General features: G+C 72.0%; 13 protein-coding genes and 2 pseudogenes. 3 read left to right on the top strand and 12 right to left on the bottom strand.

Features of this window, described 5'->3' with window-relative positions; all coding sequences use genetic code 11:
• Positions 1 to 169: 169 nt before the first annotated feature.
• The 8 genes from ACFXPL_RS33560 to ACFXPL_RS33525 form a co-directional block, all read right to left on the bottom strand.
• The gene (locus ACFXPL_RS33560; protein WP_384926782.1) at positions 170 to 1969 is read right to left on the bottom strand and encodes a sugar-binding domain-containing protein; all 1800 of its coding nucleotides are present in this window, start codon (positions 1967 to 1969) and stop codon (positions 170 to 172) included.
• 38 nt (positions 1970 to 2007) lie between these two features.
• Entirely contained in the window at positions 2008 to 2610 is a 603-nt protein-coding gene (locus tag ACFXPL_RS33555; protein WP_384926780.1) for a hypothetical protein, read from the bottom strand.
• Positions 2611 to 2616: 6 nt separating this feature from the next.
• The gene (locus ACFXPL_RS33550) at positions 2617 to 3456 is read right to left on the bottom strand and encodes a carbohydrate ABC transporter permease (RefSeq protein WP_384926800.1); all 840 of its coding nucleotides are present in this window, start codon (positions 3454 to 3456) and stop codon (positions 2617 to 2619) included.
• Positions 3457 to 3521: 65 nt separating this feature from the next.
• Positions 3522 to 4490, bottom strand: coding sequence for a carbohydrate ABC transporter permease (locus ACFXPL_RS33545; RefSeq protein ID WP_384926778.1), 969 nt, complete (start codon positions 4488 to 4490; stop codon positions 3522 to 3524).
• Entirely contained in the window at positions 4487 to 5866 is a 1380-nt protein-coding gene (locus ACFXPL_RS33540; RefSeq protein WP_384926776.1) for an ABC transporter substrate-binding protein, read from the bottom strand. Before ACFXPL_RS33540 ends, ACFXPL_RS33545 begins: the two co-directional genes overlap by 4 nt.
• A gap of 117 nt (positions 5867 to 5983) precedes the next feature.
• Positions 5984 to 6712, bottom strand: coding sequence for a cupin domain-containing protein (locus ACFXPL_RS33535; RefSeq protein WP_384926774.1), 729 nt, complete (start codon positions 6710 to 6712; stop codon positions 5984 to 5986).
• On the bottom strand, positions 6709 to 7632 hold the full coding sequence (locus ACFXPL_RS33530) for a PmoA family protein (protein WP_384926772.1): 924 nt from the start codon (positions 7630 to 7632) through the stop codon (positions 6709 to 6711). The genes ACFXPL_RS33535 and ACFXPL_RS33530 overlap by 4 nt, the downstream gene beginning before the upstream one ends.
• The gene (locus tag ACFXPL_RS33525) at positions 7629 to 8771 is read right to left on the bottom strand and encodes a Gfo/Idh/MocA family protein (RefSeq protein WP_384926770.1); all 1143 of its coding nucleotides are present in this window, start codon (positions 8769 to 8771) and stop codon (positions 7629 to 7631) included. The genes ACFXPL_RS33530 and ACFXPL_RS33525 overlap by 4 nt, the downstream gene beginning before the upstream one ends.
• Positions 8772 to 9015: 244 nt before the next feature.
• Between ACFXPL_RS33525 and ACFXPL_RS33520 the strand changes: the two genes are divergently transcribed.
• Complete coding sequence (locus ACFXPL_RS33520) at positions 9016 to 10059, top strand: LacI family DNA-binding transcriptional regulator (protein ID WP_384926768.1); 1044 nt, start codon at positions 9016 to 9018, stop codon at positions 10057 to 10059.
• A gap of 66 nt (positions 10060 to 10125) precedes the next feature.
• Here the strand turns inward: ACFXPL_RS33520 and ACFXPL_RS33515 are convergent, their stop codons facing one another.
• The 4 genes and pseudogenes from ACFXPL_RS33515 to ACFXPL_RS33500 all read right to left on the bottom strand — a co-directional run bounded on the left by ACFXPL_RS33515 (position 10126) and on the right by ACFXPL_RS33500 (position 16167).
• Positions 10126 to 10995 (bottom strand): TauD/TfdA dioxygenase family protein, encoded by an 870-nt coding sequence (locus ACFXPL_RS33515; RefSeq protein WP_384926798.1) that lies wholly within the window; start codon positions 10993 to 10995, stop codon positions 10126 to 10128.
• A 173-nt stretch (positions 10996 to 11168) separates the two neighbouring features.
• Positions 11169 to 15104, bottom strand: a complete 3936-nt coding sequence (locus ACFXPL_RS33510; protein WP_384926766.1) for an amino acid adenylation domain-containing protein — start codon at positions 15102 to 15104, stop codon at positions 11169 to 11171.
• A 310-nt stretch (positions 15105 to 15414) separates the two neighbouring features.
• Positions 15415 to 15984, bottom strand: a pseudogene (locus tag ACFXPL_RS33505) (NAD(P)H-dependent glycerol-3-phosphate dehydrogenase); the annotation flags it as partial.
• Between the two features lie 51 nt (positions 15985 to 16035).
• The gene (locus ACFXPL_RS33500) at positions 16036 to 16167 is read right to left on the bottom strand and encodes a hypothetical protein (protein WP_384926764.1); all 132 of its coding nucleotides are present in this window, start codon (positions 16165 to 16167) and stop codon (positions 16036 to 16038) included.
• A gap of 5 nt (positions 16168 to 16172) precedes the next feature.
• Here ACFXPL_RS33500 and ACFXPL_RS33495 point away from each other — a divergent pair, with 5 nt between their 5' ends.
• Positions 16173 to 16466: a GNAT family N-acetyltransferase gene (locus tag ACFXPL_RS33495; protein WP_384926796.1), complete on the top strand. Its 294-nt coding sequence runs from the start codon at positions 16173 to 16175 to the stop codon at positions 16464 to 16466.
• A 90-nt stretch (positions 16467 to 16556) separates the two neighbouring features.
• Positions 16557 to 17551, top strand: a pseudogene (locus tag ACFXPL_RS33490) (transposase); the annotation flags it as partial.

Below are 17551 nucleotides of genomic sequence, written 5' to 3'. Positions count from 1 at the left end.
CCGTGACTGAGCCCCCGTGTTCGCCCGGATCGGCACCCTCAAACCTCTGGTGGCGGTCCGCCCCGGCTCCTGACGGTGCGCCCGCTCCGCTGCCTCGGCGGCCACCAGGCGCCTGGGGGTGCCGCGAGGACCGGATGGCCGGCTGCCGCCGGTGAGTTGTCGTCCCAGGTCATCGAGGGCGCGTCCGGCTGAGGACGGCGCGCAGTTCGGGGACGGGGATCTTCGGCTGCCGGTCCGCCGTGAGCAGGCCGTTCACCTCCTGCTCCGTGTCGGTGAACTGGGTGTAGCAGTAACCGGCGAGGCCCGAGTCGACGGCGGCGCCCACCAGCGCGGCCAGCCGGTCGGTGAATTCCCGCTCCGTGGCCACGGTGTCGTAGCCGAACCACTCCGCGCCCTCGGCGGGCTCGAAGGTCGCCCCGCCGAACTCGCTCAGCACGACCGGCTGCCCCTGATGGTGCACGCCGTCCAGGAGGAGCCGCTTGGCGCCCGGCCACGGCTCGGGGAGCTCGCCCCGCCGCAGCGAGGTCCGGCCGTACCGCTCGCGCAGCACCCGCGCGTGCTGGGTGTAGTCGTGCACGCCCCAGATGTCGGCGGCGGAGATCTCCCAGCCGTCGTTGGAGACGGCGGGACGCGCCGGGTCGAGGGCCTTGGTCAGGTGGTACAGGCTGTCCATGAAGTGGCGCTGTTCCGGGACGAGCGCCGGGTTCGGGACGGACCAGGACTCGTTGACCGGCACCCAGGCGACGATCGAGGGATGGCTGAGGTCGCGGGAGATCGCCTCGGTCCATTCGGCGACGACCCGTTCGACGGTCGGTGTGCCGAAGGCGTACGCGGACGGCATCTCCTCCCACAGCATCAGCCCGAGCCGGTCGGCCCAGTACAGGAAGCGGGGATCCTCGATCTTCTGGTGGACGCGCAGTCCGTTGAGACCGATCTCCTTGGCCAGTTCGGCGTCGCGGCGCAGTTCCCCGGCCGAGGCGGCGAGGTGCGACTCCGGCCAGTAGCCCTGCTGGAGCGCGAAACGCAGGAAGTACGGCTTGTGGTTGAGGAGGAAGACCCCGTCGCCCCAGCCGATGTCGCGCAGCCCGAGGTAGGAGGTGACATGGTCGACACGGGTGCCGTCCGCCGTTTCGCTCAGCGTGACGGTGGCGTCGACCAGGTTCGGGTGCTCCGGGCTCCACAGCAGGCTGTCGAGGTCCTGCCCGTGGCGCAGCGCGGGCACCGCGACGTCGAACGCCGCCTCCTGGCCGTCGACCAGGACGCTCTGCTCGGCGAGGAGGCGCTCGCCCAGCGCCAGCCGCACCGTCGCCCGCAGGGGGCGCCGCGGCCACCGGGCCAGACGCAGCCGGCACCGCACGCGGGCGTGGGCGACGTCGGGGGTCCAGTGCAGGACCGTCAGATGGTCCTCCGGGACCTCCTCCAGCCAGACCGGCTGCCAGATCCCGGAGGTGCGGTGGTACCAGATGACATGCGGGTCGCGCCGCCAGTCCTGCTTGCCCCGGGGCTGTGTCGCGTCCAGTGGCTGGTCCTCGGCCCGCACCACGACCACCTGTTCCCCGTCGCGGTCGACGGCGTCGGTCAGATCGCAGGTGAAGCCGGTGTGTCCGCCCTCGTGGCGCCCCACCTGCCGCCCGTTCAGCCAGACCTCGGCCCGGTGGTCGACCGCCCCGAAGTGGAGCAGGAGCCTCCGGCCCGCGACGGGCCGGGGCACGTCGAGGGTGCGCCGGTACCAGAGCACCGGGTGGAAGCCGGTGTCCTGGACGCCCGAGGCCTTGGACTCGGGCGGGTAGGGCACGGTGACGGTGCGGGTGAAGGGGCCGGTGACGGCCGGATCCATCCAGCGCTCCGACCGGCCGGTGCCCGCGTCGTCGTGGGCGAACTGCCAGGGACCGCTCAGGTCGCGCCAGTCCGGGTCGCGGACGAGTTGCGGCCTCGGGTGTCCGGCCGCGTCCAGGTGGGTGTGGGGCATGGGGAACTCCGGTGGTGTGGCGGGGGAGAGGGGGCGGCTCAGCGGTGCGGGGAGCGCAGCTCGACGACGGTCGCGGCGAACGCCAGCGGTCCGGGCAGCAGCGGGACCAGCAGCGGAATGGACCAGGCGAGGAGCGCGGTCAGCAGTACGGCCCCCGCCAGCAGCAGGCTGCCGCGCGGGTCGGCGACCGAGCGGACGAGCCCTTCGCGGACGGAGAGCCGGTGCGGGGCGTCCAGCGCCGTGGCGCGCAGCCCCACGACCACGGCTCCCCAAGCGAGCAGGGCCAGCGCGGGCGCCACGGCCCCCGCCCCGGGCAGCGCGCTGCGCGCCACCGCGGCGTCGGCCAGCAGGACCACGGCCAGCAGCGGCAGCGCCAGCCCGGCGGCCAGACCGCCGGCCGACAGGCGGGCTCGCAACGCGCGGGTGTACGTGCCGAGGGTGACGGGGGTTCCGTCGCCCGCGGCCTGCCGGAGGCTCTCCGACGCCGCGGCGAACGCTGCCGGAGCGGTGACGACCGGCAGACAGGCGACGCTGGTCAGCAGGCCGGCCAGCAGCACGTCGGCGAAGAGGGAGAAGCCGGAGCCGAAGATGTCGCCGGGCTCCTTGCGCGCGCGGCGGACGGCAGCAGGGGCGTGGGTCATGGCGGCTCAGCCCTTCAGTCCGGACGTGGCCATGCCCTGCACCAGGTAGCGCTGGAAGACGAAGAAGAACAGCACGATCGGCAGCACGGAGATCACCGACATGGCGAACATGGGTCCGTAGGCGGAGGTGCTGGACTGGTCGACGAAGCTGCGCAGCGCCAGGGTGATGGTGAACTTCTCCGGTGCGAAGAGATAGATCATCTGCGTGAAGAAGTCGTTCCACGTCCAGATGAACGTGAAGATGGCCGTGGTGATCAGGGCGGGCCGGCTCAGCGGCAGTGTGATCGACCAGTAGGTGCGGAAGGGGCCGCAGCCGTCGATACGGGCGGACTCCTCCAGCTCACGGGGCAGCCCGCGCATGAACTGCACGATGAGGAAGACGAAGAACGCCTCCGTGGCCAGGAACTTCGGCAGGATCAGCGGCCAGTACGTGTCCACCAGGCCGAGCTGGTTGAACATGATGTACTGCGGGATCAGTACGACATGGTGCGGCAGCATCAGCGTCGCCACCATGAAGGCGAACATCCCCGTCCGCATGCGGAACCGCAGCCGGGCGAAGGCGTAGGCGGCCAGCGAGCAGGAGAGCACGTTGCCGAGGACCGCGCCCCCGGCGATCAGCAGGGTGTTGCCGAGCAGCCGGCCGACGGAGATGCCGGAGACGCCTTCGAGGGCGGTGGTGTAGTTCGACCACTCCAGGTGGCCGGGCCACAGGTCGAGGCTGGTCACCACCTCGTCGGCCGGCTTCAGCGACGTGGCCAGCAGCCAGGCCAGCGGGTACAGCAGCAGGAGCAGGCACACGGCCGCGACCGCGTGCGGCAGCCACCGCTTCGTGGCGATGCCCGCGATGCCCGTGGTGCCCGTGGTGCCCGTGGTGCCCGTGGTGCCCGCGGTGCGAGCGGAGTTCACCGAGCTCACCGTCCCTCCTCGTCCGCGTAGAAGACCCAGGACCGGGAGGTCCGGAACAGGATCAGGGTGATCGCGCCGATCACGATCAGCAGCAGCCAGGCCATCGCCGCCGCGTACCCCATGTGCGAGGCGGTGAAGCCGCGCTCGTACAGGTACAGCGTGTAGAAGAGCGTGGAGTCGGCGGGGCCGCCGTTGCCGCCGCTGATGGCGAAGGCCGGGGTGAAGACCTGGAAGGAGTTGATGACCTCCAGCACCAGGTTGAAGAAGACGACGGGGGAGAGCATCGGCACCGTCACCGAGACGAACTGCCGCCACCGGCCCGCGCCGTCGAGCGCCGCCGCCTCGTAGAGGTCGGACGGAATCTGCTGCAGCCCCGCCAGGAAGATCACCATCGGCGCCCCGAACTGCCAGACCGTCAGCAGCACCACCGCGTACACCGCGAGATCGGGATCGCCGACCCAGCCGCCGGTGTCGATGCCGAACCGGCTCAGGACCTGGGGGACCGAGCCCCCGTCGTTGAAGAGCGCCTTCCACACCAGGGCGATGGACATGCTCGCGCCCAGCAGGGAGGGCGCGTAGAAGGCGGAGCGGTAGAAGCCACGGCCCGAGCCGAGGCTCTTCAGCAGCATCGCCACCCCCAGCGCGAGCCCCAGCTTCAGCGGGACCGCCACCACGACGAACAGCATGGTGGTGCCGACCGACCGCCAGTAGCGGGGGTCCTCGGTGAGCATCTCCGTGTAGTTGCGCAGGCCCACCCACTGCGGCGGATCGAAGAGGTTGTAGTCCGTGAACGACAGGTACAGGGACGCGACCATCGGCACCAGCGTCAGCACGCCCGCGCCGATCAGCCACGGCGACAGGAACACATACGCCGGCCACCGCTTCTCGCGGACCCCGCTCCGCCGCCCGGCCGGACGCGGTCCGTCCGTCTTCCGCTCCGCGGGCGCGGGCGCCCTGGTCGACACCGTGCTCATGGCCTCAGCTCCCGGTTGGCCTCGTCGATGAGTTCGCGCGCCGCCTGCCGGGGGGTGGCCAGGTCGTAGAGGACGCGCTGATAGGCGCGGGTGAAGGCGGACTGGATGGGGACGTCGCCGCGCGGGGGCGCCGTCGGCGGGGCGGCCAGGCCGTACTTCTCCATCGTCCGCGCGTACCGGTAGATCTCCCGCTCCGGCCCCGTCAGGGTCTTCGCGACCCGGGCGGCGATCACGCGGTTGGGCGGGGTGGACCGGGTGAAGCCGAGGATGTCGCCCGCCCGCACGTCGTTGAGGAGGAAGTCGACCAGCCTGGCCGCCTCCTCGGGGTGCGAGGTGCCCGCTCCGATGCCCAGGAGCATCGAGGCCTTGAAGTACGAGCCCGCGCGGCCGTCGGCCGTGGGGACCGGCGCGAAGCGGACGTCCTCGCCGAGGAGGCCCACGTACCCGGGGAACGGGGCGTCCCAGGTGAAGTCCGCCGCCGCCAGACCGCGGCCCATGGGGCTGGTCTCGATGCTGCTCGCCTGGACGGTGTCCTTGGACGAGGCTACCGACCCGGCCCTGCGCAGGTCGTCGCAGAACGTCCAGAACCCGGTGAGGTCGTCCTCGGTGAAGCCGAGTGCGGTCTGGCTCGCGTAGAGCCGTCCGCCGCGGCTGCGCAGCCACGTCTCGAAGATGTCCTCGTTGGGGCCGTTGTCGTTGGCGCCGGTGAAGGGGCGCCCGTCGGGTGCCTTCAGACCCAGCGCGGTGATCCGCTCGTTGGCGTCCGCCCACTCCCGCCAGGTCCAGCTCGGCCGGGGGGTGCGGATCCCCGCTTTCCGGTAGAGCGCCGCGTTGTAGGCGTAACCGGTGATGCCCCGGCCCATGGGCACCGCGTACTGCCGGTCCTCGTAGGTGCCCGTGCGCAGGAACTCCCGGTCCATCTCCGAGGTGCGGATCGCGCCGCCGCTCAGGACCTCGTCCAGGCGCAGCAGCGCGCCGCCGCCGGCGTACTGGGAGATCTGCCGGTAGTCGAGCTGGGCCACGTCGGGTATGCCGCCACCGGCCGCCTGCGTCGCCAGCTTCTGCATGTAGGCGCCGAAGTCCCCGTTCGAGGTGCGCACCGTGATGCCGGGGTTCTCCTCCTCGAAGAGCCGTACGGCCTTCTCGGTGCGGGAGGCGCGGTCGTCGTTGCCCCACCAGGAGAACGTGAGCGTGACTCCTCCCGGTGATCCGCCGACGGCGGAGCACGCGGAGAGCGCGGAGGCCAGGGCGGCACCGGCACCCGCGGCCGCGACGGTCAGTACGGAGCGTCGGCTCGGGGGCCGTTGGCGGCCGTGACGGGTCCCGGGCACCGCGGGACCGGGCGGACGGGCTTCGCGCACAGGGGGTTCGGGCATGAGGGGGCGACCTTCCGTGGACAGCGGGGCGGTTGAGGAGAGGGGCGGGGACCGGGGGTCCCGCGTCGCGGGGGTGCCGGGGTGGGGTGGCGGCGCCCCCGCGGGCCGGGGGCCGGCTCAGATGCCGGGGTAGACGTCCAGGCGGCCGCACATGCCGAAGCGGCCGCGGGCGGTGGGCCCGGTCGCGGTGACGCGGGCCTCGGCCAGATGCCGGCCGTCCCGCTCGCGCAGGGCGCGCAACTGGTGCTGTGTCGCGGCCGCGGCGGCCTGCGCGCCGTCGCGCCGGCGTTGCTCCCACTCGTCCAGCCGGGGCCGTACCAGCGCGGCGGCCGCCCGCTGGAAGGCCGCCAGCGGCTCGGGATCGCCGGCCGCGTCGGCCTCGCGCAGTTCGAGGAAGCGCCGGGTGGCCAGGTCGCGCCGGGCACGGGCCGCCTCCGCCTGCTCGGCCTCGGGCGCGCCGGAAGGGATACGGACCGCCTCGGCGTACACCGCGGGGTCGGTGAGACGGTCCTGCGGCAGGGTGAGGACCGCGTCGCCCGCCTCCGGCAGACCGCTGTTCTGCATCACGACGGTGATCTCCAGACCGCCGCCGTCGTCGACCAGCCGATGGATCGTGCCGGGGGTGAACCAGGCCACGACCCCCGGCTCCAGGGGCGTCTCCCGGTAACCCGAGGTGGTCAGCGTCTGCACGGCGCCGCGGCCCGCCGTCACCACGTACCCCTCGCTGCAGGCGAGGTGCAGGTGCGGAGTGCCACCACCGGGCCGGCCGTCGACGGTGGGCCAGTCGTACACACGCAGCCGGGACACGCCGACCGCCGCCGGGAACCCTTCGTACGTCGCGCTCACCACGCGAGCCCCGCCACGTGCGCGGCGACCCGCTCACGGTCCCAGGCGCCATCGGCGATGTGCACGCGGTAGCCGCGGGTGAGGGTGTCGCCGGGGTCGAGGACCAGCTCCTCGTGGAAGGCCCAGGACGGCGCGACGGCGGCGAACGGATCGCTGCGCACGAACCAGTGCGCCGGGTGCGTTCCCTTCTCGCCCGTGTGGTCGTTGCCCGGGGCGTGCTCGAAGACCACCGTGGCGTGGCCGTCGCGCCCGTCGTGCTCGCCCACGTACGCCAGCCAGGGGGCCTGGCCGCCCATCGGATCGTCGCCGTCGGTGCCGGCGGTGAAGACGCGGCCGTCGCGGAAGGCGCGCGGGCCGCGCCAGAACAGCCCGGTGTACCCGGCGGCGGGGCGGCCGTGGGTGGTGGGGCTGCCGAAGCGCAGCGGCTCGGCGCGCCGGTTGGTCACCGCGGAGGTCCAGGTCAAGGACCAGACGCCGGCCTCCGGGTCCACGTCCCCGGCCTCGATGCGGCGCTCCTCCTCGGCCCACAGCTCGCCGTCGTGGGGGTGCCAGGTCAGCCGCTCGGCGATGACGGCCCGGTCGCCGGTGGCGGAGACCTCCTCGAAGGCGGTGTGCGCCATGGAGCCGATCCGCTCGGGCAGCGCGACGTACCCCTCGCCGTGCACATAGGTGTTGCCGCCCCACAGGTTCTGCCCAGAGAGGTGGGAGGCCGTGAGCTGGAGTCCCTTGTGCCACCGGTGGTCGTTGGGGCGGTAGTCGGTGACCACGGCGCCGGAGAGCGTCCGGACCGGGTGCAGATACGGCTTGGGCGCCTCCCACGCGGCTTCGGGACGGTAGACGTACGCGAACAGCTCGGTGCCGGTGGCCTCGTGTGCGACGGTGACGCGGTCGCCGTGGGCATGGGTCGGTGTGAGGGTCATGCGCGGTCCTCCTCCTCGCGGGGTGTGGCCGGCGCCCAGCCCGGGGCGCCGCCGTGCAGTGCGGTGTAGTAGGGGTCGCCGGGGCCGATCTCGCCCGCGCGGACGGTGGCGTCGGTGAACGCGGACTTGTAGAGGGCGGTGATGAACTCCAGCGTCTGCCGGCCGCCCGGGCCGCTGGTGGCGTGGCGCCGCCCGGCCCGGATGTCGGCGACCAGCACCCGGAGCTGGGCCAGGTGCGAACTCGGCTCGTCGGCGCCGAAGTCGCGCCAGCCCGCCACCGTCTCCTCGGGGACGCCGGGCGCGGGGGTGATGCGCCAGTCCGCGTTGCGGTAGCCGTACAGATGGGTCAGCTCGATCGTGGCGCGTTCGCAGTCGATGCGGATCCGGCTCGTCTCGTCGGGGCTGAGCACGCTGTTGACGACGGTGGCGACGGCGCCGCCGGCGAAGCGGACCTGGGCGGTGGAGACGTCCTCGGTCTCCACGTCGTGGACCAGCCGGGCCGCCATGCCGCGCACCTCGGTCCACGGCCCCATGAGGTCCAGCAGCAGATCCGTCTGGTGGATGCCGTGGCCCATGGCGGGTCCTCCGCCCTCGGTGGCCCAACGGCCGCGCCACGGGACGGAGTAGTAGGCGCTGTCCCGGTACCAGGTGGTCTGGCAGTGGGCCACCAGCGGCCGGCCGAACGCGCCCTCGCGCAGCAGACGCCGGACATGGCGGGCGCCGGAGCCGAAGCGGTGCTGGAAGACGATCGAGGCGTACGGGTCCGTGTCGCCGCCCCGCTGGGCCGCCTCGACGGCGTCGTAGTCGGCCAGCGACGGGCACGGCGGCTTCTCGCACCACACCCACGCGCCCGCCCGCAGCGCGGCCACCGACTGCTCCCGGTGCACGGCGGGCGGTGTGCAGAGCACGACCAGGTCCGGGTGCACCTCGGCGAGCATCGTGTCGAGATCCGTGGAGGCGTACGGGATGCCGGACGCGGCGGCGAGCGCGCGGACCGCGGCCGTGTCGAGGTCGACCGCGGCGACCAGCTCCACCTCGCCCTCGGCGGCGAGCTTCTCCAGCGCGGGCAGATGGCTGCCGCGGGCGATACCCCCGGTGCCGACCACGGCCGTGCGCAGCGGGGTGGTGGAGCGAGACATGCGGACCCTTTCGTGGGGCGGCCGGCCGTGGCCCATGGACCCTCGCGCTCTCTCGTACGCGGGGTCGGACGGCGCGGCGAAAGCTCCGTAAGCGCTTTCTGTTACAACGTTGTACCCGCCGTGTAAGTTCGGGGTCAACCCCTCGGCAGCAGGCGATCCGGCGCATCGGATACGCTGAGATCCACTGCGGAAACACAGGTGATCTGCGGTGATCTGCGAGAACAACGACGAAGGGGGCCGGTCGGTGGCAGCAGCGACGCTCAAGGACGTGGCGGCTCGCGCCGGAGTGTCGATCAAGACGGTGTCCAACGTTGTACGTGGGGCGCCCCGGGTCTCCGAGGCCACCCGGGAGCGGGTGCTGCGCGCCGTGGGCGAGCTCGGCTACCGCCCGAACCCGTCGGCGCGGAGGCTGCGCACCGGGCGCAGCGGACTGATCGGCCTGTCCGTGCCCGACCTGACGATGCCGTACTTCGCGGAGCTGGCCCAGCATGTCCGGGCGGAGGCCGCGGGGCTGGGGCTGACCGTCCTCGTCGAGGAGACACTGGGCGACGCGGCGGAGGAGCTGCGTCTGGCGACCGGCGTCGGCGCGGCGCTGCTGGACGGTGTGATCCTCTCGCCCCTGCACGCCCGGCTCGACGACCTCGCCTCGGTCGCCGACGCGTTCCCCCTGGTCCTGCTCGGTGAACGCAGTTACGAACGCGACCAGGTCGCCGCGGACCACGTCCTGATCGACAACGTCGCCGCGGCCCGCGACGTCACCGCGCACCTGGCCGGGCTGGGCCGCACCCGGATCGCCGCCGTCGGGGTGAAGGCGCGGTCGGCCGCGACCAGCAGACAGCGGCTGGAGGGTTTCCAGCACGCGCTCCACGAGGCGGGGCTGACCTTCGACCCGCGGCTGGCACCGCCGGTGAAGGAGTTCGACCGCCGCAACGGCCTGCTGGCCACGCGTGAACTGCTCGCCCTCCCGGCGGACGCGCGCCCGGACGCCGTCTTCTGCTTCAGCGACCTGCTGGCCGTGGGGGCGGGGCGGGCGCTGCACGAAGCGGGGGTGGGCATCCCCTCGGAGATCGCCGTGGCGAGCATCGACGGATCCGAGGAGGCGCTCTACAGCACGCCGTCCCTCACCTCCGTCATACCGGACAAGGCGGCGATCGCCGCGCTGGCGGTCAAGTCGCTGGCCGCGCGGATCGGTTCGGCTGAGCCGCTGCCGTTCGAGGTCCATCTCGCCCCGCACCGGCTGGTGGTGCGGGAGTCCACGGACGGGGTACGACGGCCGCTGGAGGTATGACACCACGGTGCCCGGGAACCGTCCGGCTCCCGGGCACCGTGGTACCGGCATCCGCCCCGGAGCCGGTCAGCCCTTCAACGGACCACCGTTGATCGCGATCCGGCGACCGTAACGGGTGTGCGGATAGTAGTCGTAGGTCGCGTGGTGCTGGACGCAGCGGTTGTCCCAGAACACCAGCGTGCCCGGCGTCCAGCGGACCCGGCAGGTGAGCAGCGGGCGCTGGGGCACGAGGGCGTAGAGCATGTCGAGCAGCGCCCTGCTCTCGTCGGCGGAGAGCTGCGGGACACGGGACGTGTAGGCCTGGTTGACGTAGAGGATGGGGCGGTCGGTCTCGGGGTGCCGCACCACCACCGGGTGCTCGTTCACCGGAATCTCGTAGTTGGGCGGCACGGTGTAGCCGCGGAAGCTCTGCGCACCGTCGTGGATGGCGGACAGCCCGTCCAGAAGGCCGCGCATGGTGGGCGAGAGCATCTCGTAGGCCAGGTGCATGTTGGCGAACAGCGTGTCGCCCCCGCTCCCGCCCTCCGGGGTCTCGGTGATGTACAGCATCGAGCCCAGGGACGGTTCGAGGTCGGCCGTTCCGTCGGCGTGCCAGGCGTTGCCCGCCACGTTCGCGGCGGCCGGGCTGGTCTTGATCTCCAGCACGTGGGGATCGCCCTCGGGCGGCGGCGGGTTGACCGGCCGCAGGTCACCGAACCGGCCGGCGAAGCTCTTGTGTTGGTCGACCGTGATCTCCTGGTCGCGGAAGACCAGCACGTGATGGTCGAGGAACGCGGTCCGGATCTCCGCCAGTTCGTCCTCGGTGAGCCGGGCGAGGTCCACGCCGCTGACCTCGGCGCCGATGACCGGAGTCAGGGACGCCACGGATATGTGCTCGTAGGGCCTCGGCGGCCTGGTGGTCACGGCTTCGAGAGCGGTGAGTTCGTAGGGCTCCATCGCGTTCTCCTCGGTGGTGGGCATGCCGGTCGGGGCGTGCGGATGCGGGGACGACCGGACGGGCGGTCGTCCCGGTCTGTGCGACGGCCGTGTCGCCGGTTCCTGTCACGGCCGCCGGGCGCGGGGAAGGACCGACCTGGTCGGAGGCGGTCAGAGGAGGTAAGGCGCGTGGGTCACCGGGTCTCCCGGAGGCGTCCGTCGAGCCGGTCGAGTTCGCCGGTGACGAGTGCGGCGATGAGAGGGACACGCTCTCCCTCCAGCACGTCCCAGTGACCGCCCGCCACCCGCTCGACCCGGAATCCGCCCAGGGCCCGGTCCTCCCAGAAGCGGCGCAACTCCTTCTCGGACGCGGCCCTCTCCGCGGGGTCCGGTCCCTCCGCGTCCGCCTGGACGAGCAGCAGCGGGGCGGTCGTCGGTGGGGGCGTATAGGCGCGGGCCGCCGCGCGGTTGTGGTTGTAGGTCCGGAAGTACCGGTCGATCTGGGCGTCGTCTATACCGGGGTACATGCCGTTGAAACGGACGAGTTTCTCCCGGAACTCGGCCGCGTCCACCGGCGCGAACGCCGCCCGCTTCGCCTCGTCGTCCGTGGCGTGGGTGTCGAGCAGCATCACGGCGATCCGCTGGTGGCCGGATCGTGCGAGCCGGCGCCCCATCTCGTGCGCGACCAGACCGCCGTACGAGAGCCCGCACAGGACGAGCGCCTCGTCCGGCGCGGGCCGCACCAGGGTCAGGTAGTGCTCCGCCATGGCCTCCACGGACGGCAGCGGGTCCTCCCCGGGGTCGATCCCCGGGGCCTGGATGCCCTGGACACCGATCCCGTCGGGCAGCGCCGTGGCCAGATCCAGATAGCAGAACGCGGTTCCGCCGGCGGGATGGACACACACCACCCGCCGGCCGCCGCCTCCGGCCCGGAACTCGATCAGCGAATCGTCGCCGCGCGCCGGTGCTTCCCTGCGCAGGTGCGCCGCCAGCCGTTCGATCGTGGGATGCTCCAGCACGTCACGGATCGGCAGGTCCCGGCCGAACCGCTCACGGATCAGGTGCGCGACCTTGATGGCGGAGAGGGAGGTACCGCCCACCGCGAAGAAGTCGTCGGTGATGCCGATGCCGGGACGCAGCAGCACCTGCCGCCAGATCCGGTACAGCGACATCTCGACCCCGTCGCGCGGGGCCCGTACGTTGACCTGGGAGGGCAGCGCCGTACGGGCACGTTCCAGCACGGCCCGGCGGTCCAGCTTGCCGCTGCGGTTGAGGGGCAGCCGGGGGAACTCGGCGAACAGCGACGGGATCATGTAGTCCGGCAGCCGCTCCGCGAGGGCGGCGCGCCATTCGTGGAGCAGCAGAGGCGGTCCGTCGGACCGGCCCACCCCCGCCACCAGTATGCTCTCGCCGGCCTCGGTGCGGTCGGCGAGCACCGCCGCCTCCGTCACCCCGGGCAGCTCCCGCAGCGCCGCCGCCACTTCCCCGGGCTCGATACGGAAGCCCCGGAGCTTGACCTGGTCGTCGGCGCGGCCGACGAACTCGAAGTCGCCGTCGGGCAGCAGCCGCGCCAGGTCACCCGTACGGTAGATCCGTTCACCCGGGACCTGAGGGTCCGGCAGGAAACGCTCGTCGGTCAGGTCGGGCCGGTTGAGATAGCCGTCGGCCACACCGGCTCCGCCGATGTACACCTCCCCGGTGACCCCGCGCGGAACCGGCAGGCGTCGCCGGTCGAGCAGGTGTATACGGGTGTTGTCCACGGGCCGGCCGATCGGGCACCGGCGCTCCCGCGCGTGCGGCTCGTTGTACGTGATGCTGTACACGGTGGTTTCGGTCGGACCGTAGACGTAACAGATCCGCAGCCCCGGCAGCACCTGCCGCATCCGGTACAGCGCCGTCTCCGGAAGGGGCTCCGCACCGGTCGCCACCTGGCGCAGGGCCAGACCCCGCAGGCGCTCCTCCGGGTTCTCGTCGATCCAGACGATGTACGACGCCGGCAGCCAGGCGTGCACGATTCTGTGCACGCGCATCCAATCCATGAGCTGCTCGGGGTCGCCCCGCAGGTCCTCGGGCACCAGATGGAGGACCGCGCCCGTGGTGACCGGCAGGAACAGCTCGTGCACGGACGCGTCGAAGCCGATACTGGCCCACACCGAGGACGCTTCCCCGGGGATCGCGTCGTAGTGGTGCAGCCAGTTGTCCAGCAGATTGACCACGCTGCCGTGCCGGACCGCCACCCCCTTGGGGCGTCCCGTCGATCCCGAGGTGTAGATCACGTAGGCGCGGTGGGACGGCAGGACCGCCGTACCGGGAGAGTCGTCACGCGCCCCCTCCTCCTCCACCCGCCGCAGCGGCAGCCAGGGGGAGGCGGGGCCGGCGGTGTCGCTCAGGACCAGCGCGGGCGCCGCCTCCTCGACGATCACTTCCAGCCGCCCGTCCGGTTGCCCCGGATCCAGCGGAAGGTAGGCCGCACCCGCCTTGAGGATGCCCCATATGCCCACCAGAAGTTCCACCGTGCGACCGCAGTGCAGCCCGACGACGTCCCCGGCGCGGACGCCCCGGGCGAGGAGGGCGTGGGCGAGCCGGTTGGCACGCCGGTCCAGCGTGGCGTAGTCCAGCCGCGTTCCCCGGCCCACCACGGCGGGCGCGGTCGGCCGCTCCCGGACCTGCTGTTCGAAACGTTCGATCAGACTGGTGGCCGGCGGGCCGGTGGTCCGCCCCCGGCCCAGCGCCAGCACCTCCTCGTGTTCCCGCTCGTCGAGCAGGAGGAAGTCGGCGATGCTCCGCCCGGGGTCGGCCGCCAACTGCTCCAGTACGCGCGTCAGATAGCGGGCGTGCCGCCTGACCGTCTCGTCGTCGAACAGGTCGCGCGCGTAGTCCAGATGCCCGGTGACGCCACCGTCCTCCTCGTGGAGCGACAGGGTGTAGTCGAACTTCGCGGGCCCGAAAGGGATGTCAAGCGGCTCGACCCGGGTGCCGGCGAGGTCCAGAAGACCCTTCTGGGAGGTGCCCCACGCCAGCATGGTCTGGAAGAGCGGCCCGTGCGCCAGGCTGCGCTGCGGGTTCACCGCCTCCACGATCCGCTCGAAGGGCAGGTCCTGGTGGCCGAGCGCGCTCCGGAGCGAGGCCCGGACCCGGCCCAGCGCCTCGGAGCCGGTCGGCTCCCCGGACAGGTCGAGCCGGTGGGGGAGCGAGTTGACGAAGAAACCGATGAGTTCGGACGCCTCCCTGCCGCGCCGGCCCGCCACCGGGAAGCCCACGACGGTGTCGCTCTCCCCGGAGAGCCGGGACAGCACGATGTGCCAGCCGGTGAGAACAGCCGTGAACAGGGTGCATTTCTCCCGGCGGGCCACCGCGCGCAGGGCGGTCGTCAGCCGCGGGCCGAGGTGCACCGGCACGCGGCCGCCTTCGTCACTCCGCCTTGCTGGGCGGGGCCTGTCCGCGGGGAGATCGAGGGACGCCGGCGCGCCGTCCAGATACGTCCGCCAGAACTCGGCCTGTACGGTGGCTCCGGGCCCGCCCAGCCACGCGCGCTGCCTGCGGCACAGGGTGGTGAACCGCGTCTTCGGCAGCGGCAAGGGGTCGGTCCCGCCGTGCTGGAGCGCTCCGTAGAGGGCGCTCAGCTCACGCAGCAGGATTTCGACGGACCTGCCGTCGAAGACGGCGTGATGCAGGGTCAGCAGCAGCGCGTGACGGGATTCCCCCAGGACGATCAGCCGCCCTCGGGCCAGCGGACCGCAGGCCAGGTCGAACGGGGTGTCGCACTCATCGCGTTGCCGCTCGGCGACCCGCGCTTCCGGATCCGGGCTCCCGCTGAGGTCCTCCACGGTCAGCGGGAATCCCGTCTCCGGGGGGCCCACCTCCTGACGGGCGTCACCGTTCACCGAGACGAACCTGGTGCGCAGGGTCTCGTGCCGGGCGACAACGATGTCGAGAGCGCGCGCGAGACGGGTCTCGTCCAACGGCCCCTCGACGGAGAACGCCAGCGTCTCGTTGTACGCGGTGCCGGTGCCGTCCGTCTGGGCCATGGTCCACAGCCGCTGCTGCCCGGGGGAGAGCGGGGGACGGAGTGCGTGATTGTGTGTGCCGGGCGGGAGGAGGCGGGGTCGGGGTGCGCGCGTTGCCGACAAGGGCGGCCCTTCTGCCGAACTGCGAACAGTGGTTGGGCGAGAGACAACCGAGGTGCGGGAGACGTGGGTCAGTTCGTGAGGCTGGCGGGAGCCATCATTGGACTCCGGTTCTGATCATGTCAATGGACGGAATCGGCATTGCACGACCCTCGCGCTTGGGCAAGAGGAAAATTGATCGAATTCGTGATGCACGCCCGGATCGATTCACGGTGGTTTGACGCCACTCGGTGGATCCTCGGCGGAGCCGGACTCCGGCCCGCCCACGGCCTCGGCGCCCTCGGGCCGCGCGACACGAACCGCGCCCGAGCTGTCAGCGCCCGGTTTTCGCGGGCCGCCGCATCAGCCTGGCGACGGACTCGTCGGGAGTGGCCTCCTCGTGCAGCAGGGCCGAGACCGCTTCTGTGACCGGCATGTCGATGCCGTGGCGACGAGCCAGGGCGAGGATCGCCGCTGCCGAGCTGACGCCCTCGGCGGTCTGCCGGCCGGCGTCCGTCGCCCGGCCGACGCTGAGACCGCGGCCGAGGAACGTACCGAAGGTGCGATTCCGGGAAAGCGGAGAGGCGCGGGTGGCCACCAGATCGCCCATGCCCGCCAGCCCGGCGAGCGTGGCCGGGTCGGCGCCCAGCGCTGTGGCCAGCCGGGTGGATTCCGCCAGGCCGCGGGTGATGAGCATGGCCGCCGTATTGTGTCCCAGGCCCATGCCCGAGGTGATGCCGACCCCGAGGGCGACGACGTTCTTCACCGCTCCGCCGATCTCGCAGCCCGCCACGTCGATGCTGGTGTACGGGCGGAAGTAAGGAGCGTGGCATGCGGCTTGGAGGCGGTGGGCGACGTCGATGTCCGGGCAGGCGATCCTCCGGCGGGCGCAGGGTGCGGCGGCGCGGGCGCCCTCGCAAAGGCTGGCCGTCTCATCGACGCACCGCGACGAGGATCAGCCCATGGGCAGCAGCACCAGGATCCGCCTGATAGAGCCCACCGGCGCCGCGCCGATCGCCGTGCACCGGGTGCGGGACTTCGAGGCTTTCCGGCCGTGGGAACCGGCCCAGCCGGCCAACTTCTTCACCCCGGATCGCCACCGTCGCCCAGAATCAAGGGCACGCCGGGCACGCCGGGCACGCCGGGCACGCCGGGCACGCCGGGCACGCCGGGCACGCCGGGCACGCCGTCGGGCTCGCACTCCGGGTCATGACGAACGAACTCGGCTTGCACCGCGCCGAGGCATCCACCAATCTGGAGAATCTGCCATCACAGCGGGTGCTGCGCCGCAACGGGTTCAGCCCGTACGGCGTCGCGCACTCCTCGACCTTTCTCGACGGGAGCTGGCAGGACGGGCTGCTGTGGGAGCGGGTCCTCGGAGACTAACCTCGCCGTTTCGGTTGAGATGAGGCCGGAAGCGGGGAGGAAATACGAACGTGCCTTCTGAGCTGGGACGATGAACCTTGTCGAGGGGGTCTGCCGGTCCAAGCGGAAGGCGCTTTCTGCGTGCAGGGTATCGGTTCTCGTCCCAAGCTCCATGTCTCCACTGACGGTTCGGGGGTGGTCGGGCACGCGGGCGCACGGTTGCTGGCGGATCTTGCCGATGCCACCGGTCTGGCCACCGTCTACGTCTACTCCACTGCGCTCAGGCCGCTGCGGCCGCGTGCCACCGGGCACGATCCAGGCCGGACCGTCACCGATCTCGCGGTGATGCTCGCCGACGGCGGTGAGGCGATAGCGGATCTGGCCGTACTGCGGGACCAGGGCGAGGTATTCGGACCGGTCGCCTCCACGCCCACCGCCTGGCGGTTGCTCGCCGACACCAACGGGGCAGTACTCGCTTCACTGCGAGCGGCCGTAGCGCCTCAGCCCGGGGAGTCGCCTGGATGCAGGCCGCCGAGACCGGCCAGGGCATACCCGCCGTCCAGGCTGGCGGACGAGGACTTCCCGGCCTGGTCCTGGACCTCGACGCCACGCTGATCACCTCCCACTCGGAAAAGGAACTGGCCGTGCGCACTTACAAAGGCGGCTTCGGCTTTCATCCGCTGCTGTGTTTCCTCGCGAACACCGGCGAGGCCATGTCCGGCCGACCGCGGCCCGGCAACTCCGGCGCCAACACCGCCGCCGATCACATCGCGGTGCTGGACGACGCCCTCGCGCAGATCCCCGACGCTCACCGGTACGGCACCCAGATCCTGGTCCGCGCCGACAGTGCCGGATCCGCGAAAGCCTTCCTCACTCACATCCGGACCTTGCGCGAGCGCTGGTTGAACCTGCGGTTCTCGGTCGGATACGCGGTCACCGAGCCAGTCCGTCGTGCAATCCGCTCACTGCCCGAAGCTCTCTGGCATTCCGCCCTGGACCAGAACGGGACACTGAGCTGTACTGAGATTCGTGGAGTCCCTGATGCCAGGGTTACGATCCTGGCGAAGGAGAACCACATCAGTGCCAGCACCACGGAAATACCCCGA

The sequence above is a fragment of the Streptomyces sp. NPDC059092 genome (genome assembly GCF_042756365.1).
Lineage (GTDB): Bacteria > Actinomycetota > Actinomycetes > Streptomycetales > Streptomycetaceae > Streptomyces.
Note: the sequence above shows the minus strand (reverse complement) of the source record. Positions and strands in the feature narration are given on the sequence as shown.

What these genes read in the sequence shown, in the direction of transcription:
- ACFXPL_RS33560 (WP_384926782.1), bottom strand. Translation starts at nt 1,969, where the DNA reads ATGCCCCACACCCACCTGGACGCGGCCGGACACCCGAGGCCGCAACTC.
- ACFXPL_RS33555 (WP_384926780.1), bottom strand. Translation starts at nt 2,610, where the DNA reads ATGACCCACGCCCCTGCTGCCGTCCGCCGCGCGCGCAAGGAGCCCGGC.
- ACFXPL_RS33545 (WP_384926778.1), bottom strand. Translation starts at nt 4,490, where the DNA reads ATGAGCACGGTGTCGACCAGGGCGCCCGCGCCCGCGGAGCGGAAGACG.
- ACFXPL_RS33540 (WP_384926776.1), bottom strand. Translation starts at nt 5,866, where the DNA reads ATGCCCGAACCCCCTGTGCGCGAAGCCCGTCCGCCCGGTCCCGCGGTG.
- ACFXPL_RS33530 (WP_384926772.1), bottom strand. Translation starts at nt 7,632, where the DNA reads ATGACCCTCACACCGACCCATGCCCACGGCGACCGCGTCACCGTCGCA.
- ACFXPL_RS33525 (WP_384926770.1), bottom strand. Translation starts at nt 8,771, where the DNA reads ATGTCTCGCTCCACCACCCCGCTGCGCACGGCCGTGGTCGGCACCGGG.
- ACFXPL_RS33515 (WP_384926798.1), bottom strand. Translation starts at nt 10,995, where the DNA reads ATGGAGCCCTACGAACTCACCGCTCTCGAAGCCGTGACCACCAGGCCG.